Here is a 19,945-nt window from a genome sequence, read left to right on the forward strand (position 1 = left end):
GGCCATCCACCGAGGTGGTGAACATCTCGGTGGCGCTGGCGGGGATGGTCGAGTTGCGGTGGATGATCTTCGACACCACGCCGCCCATCGTCTCGATGCCGAGCGACAGCGGGGTGACGTCGAGCAGCAGCACGTCCTTGACGTCGCCCTGGAGCACGCCCGCCTGGATGGCAGCGCCGATCGCCACGACCTCGTCGGGGTTGACGCCGGTGTGCGGCTCCTTGCCGAAGAAGGCCTTCACCGCCTCGCGCACCTTGGGCATGCGGGTCATGCCGCCGACAAGGACGACCTCGTCGATCGCGTCCGCCTTCACGCCGGCATCGGCCAGCGCCTTGCGCATCGGCTCGATCGTGCGCTTGATCAGGTCGTCGACCAGACGCTCCAGATCGGCGCGGGTGATCGTCTTGACGAGATGCTTCGGGCCGGTCGCGTCGGCCGTGATGAAGGGCAGGTTGACCTCGGTCGTCTGCGTCGACGACAGTTCGATCTTCGCCTTTTCGGCCGCTTCCTTCAGGCGCTGCAGCGCGAGCCGATCCTTGGTGAGATCGATGCCTTCGGCCTTCTTGAACTCGTCGGCGAGATACTGGACGACCTTGGCGTCGAAATCCTCGCCGCCGAGGAAGGTATCGCCGTTGGTCGACTTCACCTCGAACACGCCGTCGCCGATTTCCAGGATCGACACGTCGAACGTGCCGCCGCCCAGATCGTAGACCGCGATCGTCTTGTTATTGTCCTTCTCGAGCCCGTAGGCGAGCGCCGCCGCCGTCGGCTCGTTGATGATGCGCAGCACTTCAAGGCCCGCAATCTTGCCGGCGTCCTTGGTCGCCTGGCGCTGCGCGTCGTTGAAGTAGGCCGGAACCGTGATGACCGCCTGGGTCACCGTCTCGCCCAGATAGCTCTCGGCGGTTTCCTTCATCTTCTGCAGGATGAAGGCGGAAATCTGGCTGGGGGAGTAATCGTCGCTGCCCGCCTTCACCCATGCGTCGCCATTGGCGCCCTTCACGATGTGATACGGAACCAGCTCGGTGTCCTTCTTGGTCACCGGATCGTCGAAGCGGCGGCCGATCAGGCGCTTCACCGCGAAGATCGTATTGTCGGGGTTGGTCACCGCCTGGCGCTTGGCCGGCTGACCGATCAGTCGCTCCCCATCCTTGGCGAAGGCGACGATCGAGGGCGTGGTGCGCGCACCCTCGGCATTCTCGATGACCTTAGGCTTGCCGCCTTCCATGACGGCAACGCAGCTGTTGGTCGTTCCCAGGTCGATCCCGATAACTTTGGCCATTGTAATCCTCTTGTCGAATACCCTGTTCCGTCCGCCGGCACGCCCCCTCAACAGGCGGGCGTAACCGTTCCGGCGACGGCTTCCAGCAGGCGATATAGGGAGGGGAAAGGCCACCGCAAGGCGTCGCATCGGTGCAGTTTCGCTGGGCATGATTACCGCCTACAGAAGCAGGATGATCGGACGCATCGCCCTGCTCGCTCCCCTGCTGCTTCTGGCCGGCTGCCATAACCGGGCATCCGAACCCCAGGTCACCCATGCCTGGGTGCGTCTGCCGGCCGTCGCCGGCCAACCGGCCGCCGCTTACTTCACGCTCCATGGCGGGCGCCGGACAGAACGTCTGGTGCGGATGGGAAGCGCGCTCGCCGCCAAGACGGAGATGCATCAGAGCATGGCGGGAATGGGCGGCATGGCGACAATGGCCGCGCTCAGCCATGTCGACATACCCGCTGGCGCGACCGTGGCCTTCAAGCCCGGCGGCAACCATGCGATGCTGATCGGGCTCGATCCCGTGGTAAAAGCCGGCACCGCGGTGCCGCTGCGCTTCGGCTTCGCCGACGGCACGACCGCCGAGGCGGAGGCGAAGACCGTCAGCGCCGGCGAGGATGCACCTTATTGAGCTGGCTGCGCCGCGATCCCGGCCGCCCGCTCACCGCCGGCGAACGCGCGATGGGCGGCTCGATATTCGGCCAGGCCATCATCTGGGACAGGATTCGGCTGCATCGCAGCAAATGGTGGCCGTTCCAGCCGCGCAACTATGTCATGGCGCCGGACGGTCATATCTGGTTCCATCCCGATGACGGCTTGTGGCGCGAAGACTTTTCGACGGCGCATCCCCGTCTGCAGGCCTTGCTGATCCACGAACTCACCCACGTCTGGCAGCATCAGCGCGGCCTCTACCTCATCCTCAGGCGGCACCCTTTGTGCCGATATGCCTATACGATCCAGCCCGGCCGGCCGCTGCAAGCCTATGGGATCGAACAACAGGCGATGATCGTGGAGCATGCGTTTACGGCGCGGCATAACGGTCGGCCCCGGCCGGTGCTAGAAGCACTTTTGCGCGACGCGGGTCTAGCCGCCGCCCCGTCATTGCGAGAAGCGTAGCGACGAAGCAATCCAGGCCTGTCCACACGGACAATACGGGACTGGATTGCTGCGCTCGCAATGACAATTGGAATTTAGCCCGCTTTTTATTCAGCCGCCTTGGCAACCCCGACGAGGGCCGGGCGCAGCAGCCGATCCTTGATCATATAACCGGCCTGCATCTCCTGCACGATCGTGCCGGGCTCCTGATCGCTGGGCAGCTCGATCATCGCCTGATGGCGGTTCGGATCCAGCTTCGCGCCGACGCTTTCGATCTTGGTGATGCCGTTGCGCTGGAAGACATTCTCCAGTTCCTTGCCAGTCATCTCCAGACCCGTGACCAGCGGCTTGATCGCCTCGTCCTCACGCATGGCTGGCGGGATGGCGGCCAACGCACGCGTCAAATTGTCGGAAACGGACAGGATATCGCGGGCGAAGCTGGTCGCCGCATAGGCACGCGCGTCCTGTGCATCCTTTTCCATGCGACGGCGAACATTCTGCGTTTCCGCCTGCGCGTAGAGGATCTGCTTCTTCAGATCCTCGATCTCAGCCTGAAGACGCGTTGCTGCGTCATGTTCGGCCACCTCGGGGGCGTCTGCAGCGGTCTCGTCGCGCAGGTCTTCGGCTTCTGGGGTGGTCGTTTCGTCGATCATGCCATCAATCTCGTCAATGTTTGGGCGGTAAAGTCCACCATGGGAACCACACGCGCATAGTTCAACCGGGTTGGGCCGATAACCCCCACCACCCCCACCACGCGTCCATCGGCGGCATGATAAGGTGCAGCGATCACCGACGATCCTGACAACGCGAACAGCTTGTTTTCCGATCCGATAAAGATCTTCATGGCGCGGGCACCGCGCGCACGATCCAGCAGGCGCGCAATCTCTTCCTTGCCTTCGATCTCGTCCAACAGCTGGCGCACCCGATCCAGGTCGGCATCGGCCGCCGGATCGATCAGGTTGGCCGCGCCGCGTACGATCATGACGGGGCGGCGCGATCCATCCTCCGACCAGACCGCCAGGCCGCGCGCGACCAAGCGCTGCGCGGTCGCATCGAGCGCGGATTTCCCTTTCGCGATTTCGTCATTCAGCCGCGACTGGGCTTCGCCCAGCGTCAGCCCCGTCAACCGGCCGCTGATATAATTGGCAGCCTCCACCAGCGCGGATGGGCTCACGCCAGGCGGGATATCGACGATACGATTTTCCACCGTTCCGTCGGTTCCCACCAGCACTGCGACAGCCTGGTCATGGCCGAGCGGCAGGAACGAAAACTGGCGCAGCATCGGCTCGCCGCGCGGCACCATCACCAGTCCGGCGCAGGCCGATAGCCCGGACAGAACGGAGCTGGTCGCCGCCAGGGCTTCCTCCAGCGGTCCGCGCGCCTGTGCCTCGATCGCCGCCCGCTCGACATCGGACGGCTCGGTTGCCTGCATCATCGCATCGACGAACAACCGCAATCCGCCCTCGGTCGGCATCCGCCCGGCGGACGTATGAGGTGCTGCCAGCAGCCCCATCTCCTCAAGATCCTGCATCACGTTGCGGATCGATGCGGGAGAAAGGTTGAGGCCGCCGAAACGGGAAATCGTGCGCGATCCGACCGGAAGCCCACTTTGCAGGTAGGATTCCACGACCATGCGGAACACGTCACGGGCGCGTGACGACATCTCGGTGATGGGAACGGTCATTTTCGACGCGCCCACAGAATGAGACCCAGGCCCACCACGGCCAATAGCGCTCCGCGAAGCGCCCATGGGCGCATGTCGATCATGAAGCTGGAGGCCGGCCACCGGATCACGCCGGTCCCCTGCCCGATCCACAAGATCCCCATCAGCAGCGCAATCACGCCGACAATCAGTGCGGTTATCTTCATGGCATGTCCTTCAGACTGGCGACACGCAGTCACTGCGGTTACATGCGTCCGCCTAACCATAAGGACAATCCCCCGATGCGCCCAAGCGGCCGCGCTCCTGATCAGATGCGCCCCATCACCATCACCCCTGGCTATACCAAGCATGCCGAAGGATCCGTACTCATCGCGTTCGGCGAGACCAAGGTGCTGGTCACCGCTTCGGTAGAAGAACGGCTTCCGCCCTTCCTGCGCGGCAAGGGTCAGGGCTGGGTCACGGCGGAATATGGCATGCTGCCGCGCGCCACGCATACCCGTGGCAACCGGGAGGCAGCGAAGGGCAAGCAATCCGGCCGGACCCAGGAAATCCAGCGCCTGATCGGCCGTTCGCTCCGTTCGATCTGCGACCTGACCGCGCTCGGCGAGCGCCAGATCACGCTGGATTGCGACGTCATTCAGGCTGATGGCGGCACGCGGACCGCGTCGATCTCGGGCGCCTGGGTGGCGCTGCGGCTCGCGGTCGATGGCCTGATGAAGCAGGGCCTGATCACGGTCGATCCGATCAAGTCGCAGGTCGCGGCGGTTTCATGCGGCATCTACGAAGGCACGCCGGTGCTCGACCTCGATTATATCGAGGATAGCAACGCGCATGCGGACGCCAATTTCGTTCTGCTCTCCGACGGCAACATTGCCGAAGCGCAGGCGACGGCGGAGGGCGCGACCTATGACGAGGAAGCTTTGCTGCGACTGCTGCGGCTCGCCCGCATTGGGTGTACAGAGATCTTCGCAGCACAGTTGAAGGCGACCGGACGGTGACCATCGAACTGATCGACGACGAACCGCCGGCGGTGCCGCATCGCAAGCTGGAACCCGGCACGCTCGTCATCGCCAGCCACAACGAAGGCAAGGTGCGCGAGATCACGGCCTTGCTCGCGCCCTACGGGATCAAGCCCGTTTCGGCGGCGTCGCTCGACATACCGGAGCCTGTCGAAACGGGCACGAGCTTCGCGGCCAATGCCGAGCTCAAGGCCCGCTTCTCGGCCGATCTGTCGGGCATGGTTGCCCTGGCCGACGATAGCGGCCTGTGCGTCGATGCCCTGAACGGCGATCCCGGCGTCTACACCGCCGACTGGGCGGAGACGCCCAATGGGCGCGACTGGAACCTCGCCATGCGCAAGGTCGAGGACGCGCTTGCGGCCAAGGGTCCCGAAGCGGGACGCGATGCGCATTTCGTCTGCGTGCTGTCGCTTTGCTGGCCCGATGGGCATGTCGAAAGCTTCGAAGGCCGGGCGGAGGGCACGTTGACCTGGCCGCCGCGCGGCAAGGTCGGCTTCGGCTACGACCCGGTGTTCGTGCCCTATGGCGAAACCCGCACCTATGCCGAGCTCGATCCGGAGCAGAAGCATGCGATCAGCCACCGCGCCGATGCCTTCCGGAAACTGGTCGCGGCGGTGCTGTGAACGAGGCGCTCGCCCTCTACATCCACTGGCCTTTCTGTGTTTCCAAATGCCCTTATTGCGATTTCAACAGCCACGTTCGCGAGAGCGTTGACCAGGATCGCTGGCGCAGCGCCCTCCTGGCCGATCTGGCCCACGAAGTCGATGTCGGGCCCAAACGGCCGCTGACATCGATCTTCTTCGGCGGCGGCACGCCTTCGCTGATGCCGCCGGCAACGGTGGCGGCGTTGATCGAGGCGGCGGAGCGGCATTGGGGGTTCGCACCGGGAATCGAGATCACGCTGGAGGCGAATCCGTCTTCGGTAGAGGCGTCGCGCTTCGCCGGTCTTGCCGCGGCAGGCGTCAATCGCGTCAGCCTGGGCCTGCAGGCGCTGGATGACGCGGCCTTGCAGTTCCTGGGCCGCGCGCACGATGTGGCTGAAGGCCTGGCGGCTCTCGAGACGGCGCAACGGAACTTCGATCGGGTCAGCTTCGATCTGATTTACGCCCTGCCCGGCCAGGCCGTGGATGATTGGGCGAAGACGCTCGATCGCGCGATCGGCCTCGGCACCGGCCACCTCTCGCTCTATCAGCTGACGATCGAGCCGGGCACGCGCTTTGCCGCGATGGCGGCGCGGGGCGAACTGGCGCCGCAGGATCCCGATCTGGGGGCCGACCTGTTCGAACTGACCCGTGCTTTAACCACCGCGGCCGGCCTGCCCGCCTATGAGATCTCCAACCATGCGCGTCCTGGCGAAGAGAGCCGCCACAACCTGACCTATTGGCGCTATGGCGATTATCTGGGCATCGGCCCCGGCGCCCATGGCCGCCGCGTCGGCGTGGCCACTACCCGCGCCAAAAAGCCCGAAAACTGGCTCACCCGGATCGACGCACGGGGCCATGGCATGGACCTGGAAGACGCGCTGTCCGACACCGATCGCGCGCGCGAGACCCTGGTCATGGGGCTTCGGCTGGAGGAAGGCATCCCCCTTGATCGTATCCGCCCAGCGGTGGACGCGGCCGCTGTGGCGCGCCTGGCCAACCTGGGGCTGATCGAACAGACGGCGGAGCGGCTACGCGTCACCCCGCAGGGGATGCTTGTTCTCAATACGATCCTGGCGGAGATCGCGGTTTAGAAGCCGGTGGGTGCCGGCGAGACGATCGATCCACCGCCTGCGCCGAGCTGATGGACCGCCAAAGCCCGCTCGGCGATGTGCGACTTGGCGAAACGGAAGGCGCCGTCGACACCCGCAAAACCGCCTTCGTCGGACAAGGCATTGATCGGGAAGCGGCGGCCGACCTTCCAATCCTTTGAGATGCGGACGGTCAGCAGCACCGCGTCATAGCCCAGGCTCGCCAGCCGATAGGGCGTCCGGCCGTATCGGGCCCGATAACGGGTGGTGAATTGCGTGAACATGCTGTCGTCGACGCTGGCGAACCAGGCGCCCGCGAGGACCGGCGAGTTGTTGAGGCTGGGCTCCGCATTCCACAATTCGGTGCCGAGAATGCGCACCGCCGCCCCGCTATTCTTGCGGATCAGCGGTGCCGAAGCGATGGCGATGCGGCCGCTATCGGCGATCAGCACTGCATCATATTTGTCCTTTGGCAGCTTGGCGATCGCCGCCGCGATCGAGGCCGGCGTGCGCTGATAGTTCTGCATCGACACCACCGTGCCGCCCGCCGCATCGGCCGCGCGCAGCAGCATGTTGGACGCATTGCGCCCGTACAGGCCGGGGGGAATGAGGCCGGCAAAGCGGGTCAGGCCGCGCGATTTGGCATAGCGCACGACCCGATCGATCGACTGGGCGGGCGAAAAACCGAGCAGCCAGACGTCCTCGCTGGCCGCCGCGGGATCGTTCGAGAAGGCGATGACAGGGACACCGGCCGCGCCGGCCGAGGTCGAAACGGCGCGAACATCGTCGCTCAGCAAGGGGCCGAGAAACAGTTCATTGCCCTCGGCAAGCGCCTTGCGCGCCGCGGCGTCCGCACCCGCACCGGTATCGTAGTTGGTGATGCGCAGCGTCTTGCCGCCCGTATCCGCCAAAGCCAGTGCTGCCGCATTGGCAATCGACTGGCCGACGGCCGCATTGGGGCCGCTCAACGGCACCAGCAGGGCGACGCGGTGGCGCTCCTTATCCTCGGGCAAGCCGGTCTGCGGCGTCGGTTTCTCGACCGTTTTGGGCGGCTTGCTCACCGGCGTGGGGCCACGGGGGGCCACCGTCGAACAGGCGCCGAGCAGGAGAGCGAGGCAGATCGCGCCCAATTTTCGGGGGGCGAACATGCCCAATTGCCGCCGGGGGGCGCCGTCTGCCATGCTCACTCCCATGAATCCCTCTCCACCCGAAGACGGGCCGCTTTCGCCCGGCCTCTACATCGTCGCAACCCCGATCGGCAACTTGTCCGATCTTTCCCCACGTGCCGCCGCGATATTGTCGAATGCCGACGCCATTGCGGTCGAGGACAGTCGGGTTACCGCCAAGCTGCTCGGTCATATCGGTGTGAAGCGGCAAATGGTTCCCTATCACGACCATAATGCCGATCGCGTCCGCCCGGGATTGATCGCGCGACTGGGGCACGAGGCGATCGCTTTGGTGTCGGATGCGGGCACGCCGCTCATCTCCGATCCCGGGTTCAAGCTGGTGCGCGATGCGCGCGCGGCGGGGCATGCGGTGGTCACGATCCCCGGCCCCTGCGCGGCGATTGCGGCATTGACCCTGGCGGGTTTGCCGACCGATCGCTTCTTCTTCCTGGGCTTCCTGCCATCCAAAGCGAAGGCGCGCACCGAGGCGATTGAGGAGGTCGCGAAGGTGCGGGCAACTTTGATCCTGTATGAATCCGGTCCCCGCCTGAGCGCGACTTTGATGGCTTTGAGGGAGGTTCTGGGTGAGCGCGAAGCCGCCGTGGCGCGCGAAATCAGCAAGAAATTCGAGGAATGCGTCACCGATACGCTCTCTGCACTGGCCGAACGCTATGCCAATGCGCCCCCCAAAGGCGAGATCGTCATCGTCGTCGGACCACCCGGAGAGGCCGAAATGCCGTCGGGCGAAGATGCGGATGCGCTGTTGACGGAGGCACTGACCCGGTTACCGGCAGCGAAGGCGGCGCATGAAGTGGCCAAGGCGACGGGCCTGAACAAGCGCGATCTGTATGCGCGCGCGCTGGCGATGAAGGCGTGAGAGACCGCCGCCAGGCTGAGCGCGCCGGCCGCGTGGGTGAAACGGCGGCGGCCTGGTGGTTGCGTCTGAAGGGCTGGCGGATCCTTGCAAGACGGGTACGAACGCCCGCTGGAGAGGTGGATTTGGTCGCCAAAAGGGGCAATCTGGTCGCTTTCGTCGAGGTCAAACGGCGCAAGACGGGTGCGGAATTGGACTTCGCGATCGATCAATACCGGCTCGCCAGGGTGGCGGCAGCGGCGGAATCGCTGGCACATCGCTATCTGGAAGCGGGCGACGATATGCGCATCGACGTCATCTTGATCGCCCCGGGGCGCGCTTTACGGCACATCGAGAATGCCTGGATCGGGTGAACACCCATATTTTTCGTCAACCGTTCGGGTCGAGCGTAGTCGAGACCGGTCTTCGAGCGTAGCGAGAAGCCTCGGCTCCGCTCGGCTTTGCCCCTCGACTTTGCTCGGGGCGAACGGATGGACATGTTGAACTGGTTGAAGCCTGAGAGGATGATACGGCCATGAGCCTGCGCGTCGCGGTCCAGATGGACCCGCTGGAGAAGATCAATATTGCCGGGGATTCGACCTTCGCGCTCATGCTGAGCGCGCAGGCGCGCGGGCATAGATTGTTCCATTATGCGGCAGGCGACCTGTCCTATCGCGACGGGCGGCTGACCGCCCCTGCCCGCGCGGTGAAGGTGCAGCGCGTGGTGGGCGATCATTTTCACGCCGAAGAGGTGCGCACGATCGACCTGGGCGACGATATCGACGTCATCCTGATGCGGCAGGACCCGCCGTTCGACCTGGCCTATATCACCGCCACTCACTTGCTGGAGCGGATCCAGCACCAGACTTTGGTGGTTAACGATCCGGCGGCGGTGCGCAATGCGCCCGAGAAACTGTTCGTGCTGGATTATGCCGAATATATGCCGCCGACGCTGATCACGCGGCGGTTGGAAGAGGCGCGCGCCTTCCATGCCGAGCATGGCGAGGTCGTGGTCAAGCCGCTCTACGGCACTGCCGGATCGGCCGTGTTCCATGTCGGCCGGCAGGACGCCAATCTGGCCGCGCTGACCGAGTTGTTCGGGCAAGTATGGCGCGAGCCGTTCATGGTGCAGGCCTTCCTGCCGGACGTGTCGAAGGGCGACAAACGCATCGTGCTGGTCGACGGCAAGCCCGCCGGCGGGGTCAATCGCCTGCCCAAGCCGGGCGAGATCCGATCCAACCTGGCGGTGGGCGGCAAGGGTGCTGCCACCGAACTGACCCCGCGCGAGCTGGAGATTTGCGCGAAGCTCGGGCCGGAGCTGGCCAAGCGCGGGCTGGTGTTCGTCGGCATCGACGTGATCGCGGGCTATCTGACCGAGATCAACGTGACATCGCCGACCGGGATCGTGGCGATCGATGCCTATAATGGGACGGATACGCCCGGCTTGATCTGGGATGCGATCGAGGCGCGGTTCCGGGCGATGTAAGGATTACGGTTCGGATCCGTCCCGTCACAGGCAGCATAGCGCTGGCGGCGAGATGGATGCTGAAGCAAGTTCAGCATGACGGGGCGTAGGGACCTTTAAGCTTGGCGTCACCCCAGCGCAGGCTGGGGTCCACGGACCGCGAGGGCGTCGCTGGTGGAGAGATGGATCCCAGCCTGCGCTGGGATGACGGCGGTTTACGCGGCCCGGTCCGCTTATTCCCCTGCGTCAGGTGGGGGCCAGGCCTAGCCAGCGGCGGGTTTTGGGGAGGTGGCGGAGGATCAGTTTCTCCGTCAGCAGGACCAGGATCAGGGTGGCGCCGAAGACGGGCATGTACAGGCCGAGCGCGACGATGATCGCAATCAGGCCGGCGCCGATGGCGGGACGCGAGAGGCGAACCGGAGCGCCAAGCAGGCCGATCGGGCGGCGGCGCCACCACATGACGGCACCGGAAACAGCCAGCATGATCAGGAAGATGGCGGTGACCGTTCCCAACAGCTGATTGGCGATCCCGAACAGCGCGCCTTCATGGCCGGCGACGCCATAGCCGACCGCGCGATCGATCCAGTGCCGCTCGGCAAAATCGGTGCGGGAGAGGATGCGGCCGGTGGCGCCATCGATCTTGGCATCGGCGCGCAGCGGCCGATCGGCGGCATCGGAGGAGACGGACCAGGGCGCCCCTACCGCGCCGGGCACCATCACGAGCACCGGCGGCGCGAGGTTGAGCGTGCGCGCGGTCGTGATCACGCGGGAAAGATCGCCTGGGCGGAGCGTGACATGGGGCATGGTCATGTCGCGATGTTCTTCGTGCGGATCGTCGCCCGTCGTCGCACTGGCAGCAGCATTGGGCACGTCGTGCATGCCTGCCCCTGCGGCCTTACCGCGCATGCCGGCCATGCCCTGGCCAGCGGCGGCCTCACCCATTCCCTCCATGCCCGGCATATCGGCCATGCTGTTGGCCGGATCCGGCGCCGGGGCCTTGCCGCCGATCGTCCAATCGACCGGACCGCGCGCCGTGCCGGTAAGGGCGCGGACCTCGCCGAGATAGGTGCCCCAGCCCTTGGCCCAGGGCAGGCCGGTGAGGATCAGCGCCAGCGCGAAGACGGAGACCCAGATGCCGGTGGTCGCGTGAAGATCGCGCCAGAAGATGCGGCTGCCCCGCCGCAACCGGGGATAAAGCACACCCGCCACCCCTGCCCCGCCGCGCGGCCACCACAGATACAAGCCGCTCAGCAGCATCACCACCGCCCAGCAGGCGGCGATCTCGACAATATAGCTGCCGACGGCACCGGCCAGCAGTTCACCATGAAGGTGGAAGATCATGCGGAAGGGGCGCTTTTCTTCCGTGGCCACCTTGAGGACCTCAAGGCTGCGCGGATCGACATAGACGCGCTTGTCGACGCCGTGGCTGGTGACGAGCACGCGTATGGCGCTGTCCGGCGCCTGCGGCAGGACATATTTGTGCAGCGTCGCACCCGGCACCGCCCGCAGCGCCGCCGCCACCTGCGCCTCCGGCGTTGCGACCGGGCCGGAGGTGGCGAGATGATCGTAAGGCTTGTCGAGCCACGCCTCGACCTGCGGACGCCACAGATAGATGGAGCCGGTCAGCGCCAGCCAGATCACCAGCGGAATGCAGAACAGCCCGGCATAGAAATGCCAGCGCCAGATGGCGTTATAGAGGGTGGGTTTTGGCGTCGTGGTGGCCATCAGATGTGTCCTAGGCGGGATCGTGCGGTGCGTGGTGCGACGGCGGCAGGCTGTCTCGATACGGGTCGACGGGCTCGAACCCTATTTGACACGAACGGGGAGAGAGGCATTCGGCTCGCCCATCCGTTCGGCCCGAGTAGCTGTCGCGCCCATCGCGACGGCGTAACGAGGAGTTGAGCGCTTAGTTGACCAAGACGTTCAGAACCGCGTCTTAATTCCGGCGTACACCGTGCGGGGCACGCCGGCGTAGATCGAGCCGGTGCTGTTCATCAGGACCGACGCCGGATTTTGCTGGCCGGCGGCGTTGACGCTGTCCGCGATGATCGAGGCAGAGCCGACATAGGTCTTGTCGAACAGGTTCTGGACCGAGGCGAAGAAGCTCAGGCGCGACCACCACCCCTGCCCGCCCGGCGGATCATAATGGAGGTTGAGATTGGTGAGCGTATAGCCGGGGATTCGCAGCTGATTGCCGTTGTCGATATAGTAGCGCGAACGATAGGTGAGCTCGACGAAGCCGCCTAAACCCTTGAGCGGGCCGGACGGCTGATCATAGCCGGCGCGGCCGTTGGCGAAGGTGGGGATGACGCCGGGGATGCGGTTGCCGTCGCGATCGAACAAGGTCGCGGAACCGCTCAGCCGCTCGTCATAGCGGCTGTAGCGCTGGTCATTATAGCTGTAGCTGGCGTCCAGCTTCGCACCGGGGAGCAGGTCCGGCAGCGGCTTCCAGTGCAGGCCCACTTCGACGCCGCGATGGCGCGAGCGCGGCGCGTTGGTGGTGTAGGCGAGCAGATTCACGCCCGCCGACTGGCTGACCTGCTCGTTGCGGAACCACTCATAATAGCCAGTGACTTCGGCGCGCAGATTGTCGCCGAAGGCCAGTTCCGCACCGACATCGACGCCGACATTCTTCTGCGTTTTCAGCGCGACATTGTTGCCGGGCACGCCATCGGGCGTGACGAAGAGATTGCCGGCCTGGGGGATGCCATAGCCGGTGCCGACACGCGCATGCAGGCGCAGCGCATCTGTCGCCTGCCACAGCAAGGCAGCTTCCGGCGCGACGTTCCAGAAATGGCGGAGCGCCGGGATGAGCGTGAGCGTGGCGCTGTTGCTGCCGGTCGTGGGATAGGCATAGGCTGTCTGGCGGACGTTGAGGATCGAGCGTTCGGCGCCGATCCCGGCAATCAGCTGGAGATCGGGCGTGAGCTGCAACTCCTCCCGCGCGCGCAGCCCCATATTGCGGACGTCGCCGAACACGGTCTGGGTGAGCGCGCCGAAGCCGTTACGGCCGGCGGGCGTCTTGTTGAACGTGAAGCTCTGATTATCGAGATAATTGTAGAAGATGCCGACGAAGCTGGTCGCGTCCATGCCGAACAGGCGGCCATGGTTGGTGACGTCCGAGGTGATATTATAGCTGTCGAGCGTGCCCTTGAAGGGGTTGGCGCTGGTCGGCTGATTGACGACGCGGCTGTCGAACGTCGCCTGGGTGCGCCAGGTGGTGTCGGCATCGAAATCATGTTCGTAGCGCGCGCCGACGATGGTGCGGCGATCGTTGCGGGCGAGATCCCCTTCCCGCGCCGTCTGGGCGATGCGCGCGCCGTTCACGCCGTTCAGGAAGACGCTGATGGTGCCGCAGCCGGGCGCCGCCGTGGCGACCGCGTCACAGCCCTGCTGATAAGGATTCTGCAGATATTGGTTGTAGGAGAGCCGGGTAGACAGCTGGAACTCGCCCTCATTGTAGATCAGCTTGGCGGTGACGCGATCGCGATCGGTGAAGGCGTAGGTGGCGAGCGCGTTGATCGTGCCCGTTTCATAATGGGTATGGCCGGTCGAGCCATTGGCGCGCGCGAAGCTGCCGAACAGCGAATATTCGTAATCGGGCCCAGCATTACCGACGGTGCCGTAGAGATTGGCATAACCGTCGCCGCCGCCATCCAGCCCGAATTCGGCGCCGTCGATATCGCGGCCGCGCCGCGTGCGGAAATTGACCGCGCCGCCGATCGCATAATTGCCGTAGCGGGCCGACGACGGCCCGCGCACGACATCGACCGCGCCATAGGCATGCGGATCGGTCAGGTCGAAGCGGGCGAGGCCATCCGGCTGGGTGACGGGGAAATCATCCTCGAACACCTGGATATTGCGCGCGCCGAAACTGTTGCGCGCGTTGGAGCCGCGGATCGACACGCCCACGTCGCGTGGACCATTGCCCTGAATGACCGCCACGCCGGGGCTGAGCTTCACGATATCCGCGATGGTGGTGGCGGGCGTGTTGCGGAAGGCGGCATCGTCGACGGTAGTGACCGTCTGGCCGGTCACCTGGGTGGTGAGCGACAGGGCCTTGCCGGTGACGATGATCTCGTCCGGACCGGCGGCAGATGCGGCAACGGGCGCCCCCTCCCCCGAGGCCGGAATGGGGGAAGTTGTGGCATGGTCAGCCGCATCCAGTGCTTGCAGCTGGGCGTCGATGGCAGCGCGTTCGTGCAGCAATTGCGCGCGCCGCTGCTGGTGCGGAGATGTCTGGGCGGAGGCCGCCGTGGCGGACGCCACGACGAGCAGAAGAGCGCACGATGCGCGCGCCCCGGGAGGAAGAGACACGATGGGATTTCCTTCAATGACCAAAAGCGCGCCGCCACGGCGCGCGACAAAGTCAGCGAAGGAAGGTTGGCGGACCGGTTTTGGGCGGTGGCGGGGCCGCCAGGCCGAGGCCCGGGCGCAGGAGCAAGGTGTGGATGAAAGCGGCGGGCAGTGCGACCGGCGCGGGCAACGCCGGCAGGATCAGGCTGGGCAGATTGACCGCCCCGCCGATCGCGGCGCCAAACCCGCAATCATGATCGCTGGCGCCCGACATCGGCTTGCCGCCGTGACCCATGACGTCCGGGTACGCATTGTGATGCGCGGCATGCGCGGGCTCCATGCCGGGCATTCCAGCCATAGCCGGCATTGCCGCGACCGGCGCGGCGGCAGACAGGCCCATGGTCTGCCCCGCGCACATCTCCAGCGCCGCATGCCCTGCCATCGGCATGAAGCCCGCCGGTACGATCAGCCGCACCGCAAGCGCGAACGCGACCAGCCAGGCAGCGGCAAAGCGGTGGAGCGCAAGGTGATGGCGAAGCGCGGTCACACAGGCGCGTTAATACAGTATCAAGCCACTGTCATTGAGGCAGATTGTCCAATGGATCGACAGGCAAGGCCATGTCGGACGGATCCCAAGCGCCGGAATTATGTAGCACCGATTGGGTCCGGTCTTTGCTTCAAAGATGACCGCGCAGCCTGCGCCGAAGTAGGCACAACTCGTCGCCTTTGATCGTCTCCGTCGCTTTCCGGCTGGACGCGGTACGCGGTCCCGATACGGTGGTGATCTCAGGATATTTGCCCTGATGGCATGGCCGACGAAGCGCCAGGTCTGAAGGCCCTGCCAGGCGGCGACCGCCAATGCGACCAGGCCAGCGATGATGAAGATGGTCGCCCCCACGCGCGAACCTTTCGATGCGGAGTCAGTCATGATGCCACATACAACCGACCTGGCCGGTGACGCCGACACTTGCCTGCGGCCCGACATTCCAGCCGCGCGAGAGGATGATCGCCTTGGGATCCAGCGCCGGGCCGAGCGATATGGGCGCGGGATCGATGCGCCCAGCGTAACCCGCGCCGAATATAGCAGGACTGGGAGCAGTCCATCCCTGGACGTCAGCGGGCTAGTGCGATTTTTCTTGTCGGCGGGCGCTCAGAGCTTGCAGGATCGGCCGATATATTTGCGGCGCCGTAACATCATCTAGGGAGAGATTGCCGATGCGCTGGTTCGCGCTGTCATTTGCCGCACTGGTTGCTGCCTCCCCTGCCGTTACCCAGCCCCCCGTCGGTCCGAACAGCCGCGCGGAGGCGGTGAAGATCATCGCGGGCCTGCGCGAGATCGTCAGCCCGACCGGGCTGCAAGCGACGGAGACGATCCCGATCGGCGGCATCCAGCAGGTGGTGTCGATCCGCAGCCAGGATCTGCGCAATCCGGTGATCCTGTATCTGCATGGCGGGCCGGGCTTCATCGAGATGCCGCTCGACTGGTGGTGGAATCGCGGCTGGGACGAATATTTCACGGTGGTGCAATGGGATCAGCGCAACGCGGGCAAGACCTATAGCGCCAGCGGCCCCAGCCCCACTGCCACGCTCACGCCCGAACGCTATCAGCGCGATGCGGAGGAGGTGGTGCAATGGGCGCGGCGGCGGTTCGGCAAGCGCCGCATCTTCGTGATCGGCCATAGCTGGGGCAGCATATTGGGGCTGCGGCTGGCGGCCCAGCACCCGGACTGGCTCCACGCCTATATCGGCATGGGCCAGGCGACCAACGGGCCGGAAAGCGAACGGCGCGGCTGGGCGTGGACAATGGCGCAGGCCAAGGCCGACCATAATGAGGAAGCGATCCGCGCGCTGCAGGCGATCGCGCCTTATGCCGAGGGAACTGCGCCGGTGCCGGTGCCGGCCATCCTAACGCAGCGCACGTGGCTCGGCCATTATGGCGGCGCGGCGTGGCGGCGGCCCGGCGGCGGCGCCTTCGAGGGCGCCGCGATCAAACTGGCGCCCGAATATAGCGACGAGGACGTTCGCAACGCCTTCAAGGGACAGCCGGCGGTGACCAACGCCATGCTGCCGCAGATATTGGCGACCGATCTCTCCACCATCCGCACGCTGCAGGTGCCACTGATCCTGCTGCTGGGTCGGCACGACATCAATGTGTCGAGCAACGTCGCCAAGGAATGGTTCGATCAGGTGCGCGCTCCGTCCAAGACATTGATCTGGTTCGAGCGATCGGGTCACCACATCACCAGCGAGGAACCGGGCAAATTGCTGACCTCGCTCGTCCGCTATGCGCGGCCAATCGCGATCGCGGCAGGCGACGGGGCGCCGGAGGAGTGAGCGGTTGAGCGGTCGGCCGGAGGTTCGGAGAAAGACGATGGTGGCCGCATGGGCCCTCATCCTCAGCGGCTGCGACAGAACCACGTCTGACACGAGGCCGATGACCGCGCAGTTAGGCGAGACGACAATCACGCTGAATGTTCCGGTGACGTTCGTCGTCAGCGAGGCCGCGGGCGGTGGCATCCGGCTAACCCAGCCCGACGCAGACCGGCGACGCCGCGCGTCCGAAGTGGAAATCACGGTTGGCGGAGGCGGCACTCCCCTGCTCCTGCCGCTCATGCGTGGCATCGGCGCGGCGCACATCCAGTATGGCGTCACACGCGCGGAGGGCGGATCGGGCGGTGCGGAGGTCAGGCTTGTCGCGCAACGGCGATGTGGCGGCGATGCGGTGCGCCTCACGCTGGATGAGCAACTAGAGCCGTTCGAGCCTTCAGAGGTGGACAGCATGCTGGAGATGCTCGCGACGGCACAGTGCCGGGCGCCGGGAAACAAGCATCCATGACAGCGCCGGATCGGGTCCAGTTCTGGTGGCGCAGCATCCTGATCTTCCTGGTGCACGTCGCGGGATTCGTGGCGGGCATCGTTGGCGCTGCCATGATCACCGCGCACTGGTTCCCGCGGGGCGACGAGCCGGGCGGGTTCGTGCTGATGGGAAGCCTGCTGATCCTGCTGTGCCTCTTCCTTCAATGGTCGGTGCGGCGATCCCTGCGGGCGGCCGGCCGCAGCGGTGATGCGCCGGCCGGCCTTGCCACGGGTCGGCGGTCGTCAACGCCGATCATGCCAACCCTGCCGGTCGCCAAGATCGTGCGACATCTGAAGACAGCGCCAGAGCCGAAGGGCGGCTGCCTGATGCTGATCGGCTTTGCCGTCCTGATCGTCGGGAGCGGCGCCGGGACAGCGTTTGGCACATATCATATCCTGACCATGATCGTCGGCGCGATCGTTCCTGGCGGCAGCATCGCTTATAATTTCAGCGTCGCCGGGGCGCTGATCGCGTCCCCGGTCGTCATGGTCGCGCTGGATCGATGGTGCGTCCGCAAGACGAACAACAGCGTATTGGAATTGTTGATCGGATCGGGCTGGTGATGCGCGCGTGACGCCGATCGTAATCATTGCGGCGTAACTGGAAGGGCGCATGTCCCCTTCCGACTTCTATGCGCAATTGCTGGACGACCAGGCACGCCAGCGCGACGGCAGCATCCACACCCGCATGCAAAGCAGCTGACGTCGGTGTCGTCTTGCCATCGGCCGATAGCTGGCGTTTATATCCCGTAGCGTTCTTAAAGGTCACGGTTGCGATGGCAGACCAGCATGAAGCGGCGCGGTTGGAGGCGCTCCAGCAACTCAATTTGCTGGATACGCCACCGAGCGAAAGCTTCGATCGCATCACGCGGATGGCGGCGCAGATCTTCGACCTGCCTATTTCCGCCGTGTCGCTGACCGATCATGACCGACAATGGTTCAAATCGCGCGTCGGCGTGGAGCATTGGTCGATCCCGCGCGACAAAGCGCCGTGTGCGGCGGTGGCCGAGAGCGCCGAGGTGGTGCTGATTCCCGACATGCTGGACGACGAATGTTATGCCACCAGCATCCTGGCCGGACAGGGCATCCGCTTTTATGCCGGCGCGCCGTTGATCACGCGGGAGGGTTACGGCTTGGGCGCGCTGTGCGTGCTGGGGACGGAACCGCGGCAGGCGACGGCCGAAGAGATGGCGGCGCTCAACGATCTCGCCAAGATCGTGATGGCGCAGATCGAGCTGCAGCATTCGTTCGGCCGCATCGATCCGGTCAGCGGCCTACCCAATCGCACGCAATTCCTGGACGATCTGGAGGATCTGGGGCGGGATCAGCCGGGCCAACGGCGGCTCGCGGTGCTGATCGAACTCGCCCGCACCGAGCAGTTGGACAATGGCGTGCGCGTACTCGGCTCGGATTATGTCGATGACCTCGTGCGGCAAGGCGCGCGGACCGTGCGCGCGATGCTTGCGCCGGGGGAACAGGCCTATCATGTCGATTCGACCAAATTCGCGTTCCTGGTGGCGCCTGGGGTGGATGAGGAGACGTGCCTGGCGCGCTTGCGGGCGAGCGTCCAGCGCCTGCGCGAGGGATCGCGGCTGCGCTTCCTGGTCACGACCGCGATCGGCGTGGCACCGTTCGAAACCGGCCGCACCCCCTCCAGCGACGTACTGCGCATTGCCCACAGTGCGGCGCTGGACGCGCGGGGCAGCGAGAGCGGCGTCTGCCTCTATTCGCCGTTGAACGACAGCCTGCACCGGCGGCGCTTCCGGCTGCTGAATGATTTCGGCCCCGCCCTGACCAGTCCGACGCAGCTGCGTGTGATGCTGCAACCGCGGATCGACCTGGTGACGGGCGTTTGCGTCGGCGCCGAGGCGCTGCTGCGCTGGCGGCATCCCCAGCTAGGCGAAATCTCGCCCGCCGAATTTGTGCCGATCATCGAACAGACCGCATTCGCTCGCCCCGCCACCGAACGTGCGCTCGATCTTGGGCTGGCCCATCTGGCGACATGGCACGCTGCCGGACGATGCCTGCACCTGTCCATCAACATTTCGGCCGCCAATCTGGACCAGAGCGATTTCGTCGACACGGTGCAGCGCGCGCTCGAGAAACATGGCGTGCCGGCATCGCTGCTGGAACTGGAGGTCACAGAAAGCGCGGTGATGCACAATCCCGCCCATGCGATCCGCCAGCTGGAACTGCTGGATGCAGCCGGGGTGAGGCTGGCGCTCGATGATTTCGGCACCGGCCAGAGCAGCTTGGCCTATCTGCAACAGCTGCCTGCCAAGGTGGTGAAGCTGGACCAGTCCTTCATCCAAAATCTGGCCGAGGGCACACGCGAACAGACCCTCGTGCAATCCATGATCACCCTGTCGCACGAGCTGGGCTACCGCGTGGTCGCCGAAGGCGTGGAGACGACGGAGATTGCGGCCAGGTTGGCGGACATGGGCTGCGACGAGGGCCAGGGCTATGCCTTCGCGCGGCCGCTGGAATTGACGGCGTTCGACGCCTGGCTGCAGCCGCAGAGCGAATCCTGACA

The 19,945-nt window shown here is 65.3% G+C and carries 20 protein-coding genes; 12 read left to right on the forward strand and 8 right to left on the reverse strand.

Annotated features, from left to right (window positions below; genetic code table 11):
• Positions 1-1,282 (reverse strand): molecular chaperone DnaK (dnaK, locus tag ACOJSI_RS05385; protein WP_420137233.1); only part of this gene is annotated, 1,282 nt, incomplete at its 3' end.
• A gap of 172 nt (positions 1,283-1,454) precedes the next feature.
• On the opposite strand from dnaK, the gene ACOJSI_RS05390 reads away from it, so the two are divergent.
• Both ACOJSI_RS05390 and ACOJSI_RS05395 read left to right on the forward strand, forming a co-directional pair.
• Positions 1,455-1,898 (forward strand): copper chaperone PCu(A)C, encoded by a 444-nt coding sequence (locus tag ACOJSI_RS05390; protein WP_420137234.1) that lies wholly within the window; start codon positions 1,455-1,457, stop codon positions 1,896-1,898.
• 50 nt (positions 1,899-1,948) lie between these two features.
• Positions 1,949-2,383 carry a vgr related protein gene (locus tag ACOJSI_RS05395; RefSeq protein WP_420137286.1) on the forward strand — a complete coding sequence of 145 codons (435 nt, stop codon included), beginning with the start codon at positions 1,949-1,951 and terminating at the stop codon, positions 2,381-2,383.
• 86 nt (positions 2,384-2,469) lie between these two features.
• On the opposite strand, the gene grpE is transcribed toward ACOJSI_RS05395, so the two are convergent.
• The 3 genes from grpE to ACOJSI_RS05410 are packed head-to-tail and all read right to left on the reverse strand — an operon-like array spanning position 2,470 to position 4,231.
• Positions 2,470-3,012, reverse strand: a complete 543-nt coding sequence (grpE, locus tag ACOJSI_RS05400) for a nucleotide exchange factor GrpE (RefSeq protein WP_420137287.1) — start codon at positions 3,010-3,012, stop codon at positions 2,470-2,472.
• On the reverse strand, positions 3,012-4,046 hold the full coding sequence (gene hrcA, locus ACOJSI_RS05405) for a heat-inducible transcriptional repressor HrcA (RefSeq protein ID WP_420137235.1): 1,035 nt from the start codon (positions 4,044-4,046) through the stop codon (positions 3,012-3,014). The genes grpE and hrcA overlap by 1 nt, the downstream gene beginning before the upstream one ends.
• A complete protein-coding gene (locus ACOJSI_RS05410) occupies positions 4,043-4,231 on the reverse strand; it encodes a hypothetical protein (protein ID WP_420137236.1) in 189 nt (62 codons plus the stop codon). Before ACOJSI_RS05410 ends, hrcA begins: the two co-directional genes overlap by 4 nt.
• A gap of 75 nt (positions 4,232-4,306) precedes the next feature.
• Between ACOJSI_RS05410 and rph the strand changes: the two genes are divergently transcribed.
• The 3 genes from rph to hemW are packed head-to-tail and all read left to right on the forward strand — an operon-like array spanning position 4,307 to position 6,779.
• Positions 4,307-5,023, forward strand: coding sequence for a ribonuclease PH (gene rph, locus ACOJSI_RS05415; RefSeq protein WP_420137288.1), 717 nt, complete (start codon positions 4,307-4,309; stop codon positions 5,021-5,023).
• Positions 5,024-5,025: 2 nt separating this feature from the next.
• Positions 5,026-5,667: an RdgB/HAM1 family non-canonical purine NTP pyrophosphatase gene (rdgB, locus tag ACOJSI_RS05420; RefSeq protein ID WP_420137289.1), complete on the forward strand. Its 642-nt coding sequence runs from the start codon at positions 5,026-5,028 to the stop codon at positions 5,665-5,667.
• Positions 5,664-6,779, forward strand: a complete 1,116-nt coding sequence (gene hemW / locus ACOJSI_RS05425; protein ID WP_420137237.1) for a radical SAM family heme chaperone HemW — start codon at positions 5,664-5,666, stop codon at positions 6,777-6,779. The genes rdgB and hemW overlap by 4 nt, the downstream gene beginning before the upstream one ends.
• Here hemW and ACOJSI_RS05430 read toward each other — a convergent pair.
• The gene (locus ACOJSI_RS05430) at positions 6,776-7,957 is read right to left on the reverse strand and encodes a penicillin-binding protein activator (RefSeq protein WP_420137238.1); all 1,182 of its coding nucleotides are present in this window, start codon (positions 7,955-7,957) and stop codon (positions 6,776-6,778) included. The two genes, hemW and ACOJSI_RS05430, sit on opposite strands and share 4 nt — an antisense overlap.
• Positions 7,958-7,967: 10 nt before the next feature.
• On the opposite strand from ACOJSI_RS05430, the gene rsmI reads away from it, so the two are divergent.
• The 3 genes from rsmI to gshB all read left to right on the forward strand — a co-directional run bounded on the left by rsmI (position 7,968) and on the right by gshB (position 10,281).
• Positions 7,968-8,819 (forward strand): 16S rRNA (cytidine(1402)-2'-O)-methyltransferase, encoded by an 852-nt coding sequence (gene rsmI, locus ACOJSI_RS05435; protein ID WP_420137239.1) that lies wholly within the window; start codon positions 7,968-7,970, stop codon positions 8,817-8,819.
• On the forward strand, positions 8,816-9,169 hold the full coding sequence (locus ACOJSI_RS05440; RefSeq protein WP_420137240.1) for a YraN family protein: 354 nt from the start codon (positions 8,816-8,818) through the stop codon (positions 9,167-9,169). Before rsmI ends, ACOJSI_RS05440 begins: the two co-directional genes overlap by 4 nt.
• A 161-nt stretch (positions 9,170-9,330) precedes the next feature.
• Entirely contained in the window at positions 9,331-10,281 is a 951-nt protein-coding gene (gene gshB / locus ACOJSI_RS05445; protein ID WP_420137241.1) for a glutathione synthase, read from the forward strand.
• A gap of 225 nt (positions 10,282-10,506) precedes the next feature.
• Here the strand turns inward: gshB and ACOJSI_RS05450 are convergent, their stop codons facing one another.
• The 3 genes from ACOJSI_RS05450 to ACOJSI_RS05460 form a co-directional block, all read right to left on the reverse strand.
• On the reverse strand, positions 10,507-11,985 hold the full coding sequence (locus ACOJSI_RS05450; protein ID WP_420137242.1) for a PepSY-associated TM helix domain-containing protein: 1,479 nt from the start codon (positions 11,983-11,985) through the stop codon (positions 10,507-10,509).
• A 198-nt stretch (positions 11,986-12,183) separates the two neighbouring features.
• Positions 12,184-14,577 carry a TonB-dependent receptor family protein gene (locus ACOJSI_RS05455; protein WP_420137243.1) on the reverse strand — a complete coding sequence of 798 codons (2,394 nt, stop codon included), beginning with the start codon at positions 14,575-14,577 and terminating at the stop codon, positions 12,184-12,186.
• A 52-nt stretch (positions 14,578-14,629) separates the two neighbouring features.
• Complete coding sequence (locus tag ACOJSI_RS05460) at positions 14,630-15,103, reverse strand: hypothetical protein (RefSeq protein WP_420137244.1); 474 nt, start codon at positions 15,101-15,103, stop codon at positions 14,630-14,632.
• A 668-nt stretch (positions 15,104-15,771) separates the two neighbouring features.
• Between ACOJSI_RS05460 and ACOJSI_RS05465 the strand changes: the two genes are divergently transcribed.
• The 4 genes from ACOJSI_RS05465 (at position 15,772) to ACOJSI_RS05480 (ending at position 19,943) form a co-directional block, all read left to right on the forward strand.
• On the forward strand, positions 15,772-16,890 hold the full coding sequence (locus ACOJSI_RS05465; RefSeq protein ID WP_420137245.1) for an alpha/beta fold hydrolase: 1,119 nt from the start codon (positions 15,772-15,774) through the stop codon (positions 16,888-16,890).
• 100 nt (positions 16,891-16,990) lie between these two features.
• Positions 16,991-17,392 (forward strand): Tsi3 family protein, encoded by a 402-nt coding sequence (locus ACOJSI_RS05470; protein WP_420137246.1) that lies wholly within the window; start codon positions 16,991-16,993, stop codon positions 17,390-17,392.
• Complete coding sequence (locus ACOJSI_RS05475) at positions 17,389-17,976, forward strand: hypothetical protein (protein WP_420137247.1); 588 nt, start codon at positions 17,389-17,391, stop codon at positions 17,974-17,976. Before ACOJSI_RS05470 ends, ACOJSI_RS05475 begins: the two co-directional genes overlap by 4 nt.
• A gap of 212 nt (positions 17,977-18,188) precedes the next feature.
• Positions 18,189-19,943 carry an EAL domain-containing protein gene (locus ACOJSI_RS05480; RefSeq protein ID WP_420137248.1) on the forward strand — a complete coding sequence of 585 codons (1,755 nt, stop codon included), beginning with the start codon at positions 18,189-18,191 and terminating at the stop codon, positions 19,941-19,943.
• Positions 19,944-19,945: the final 2 nt, after the last annotated feature.

The sequence above is a fragment of the Sphingomonas sp. genome (assembly GCF_048595155.1).
Lineage (GTDB): Bacteria > Pseudomonadota > Alphaproteobacteria > Sphingomonadales > Sphingomonadaceae > Sphingomonas_I.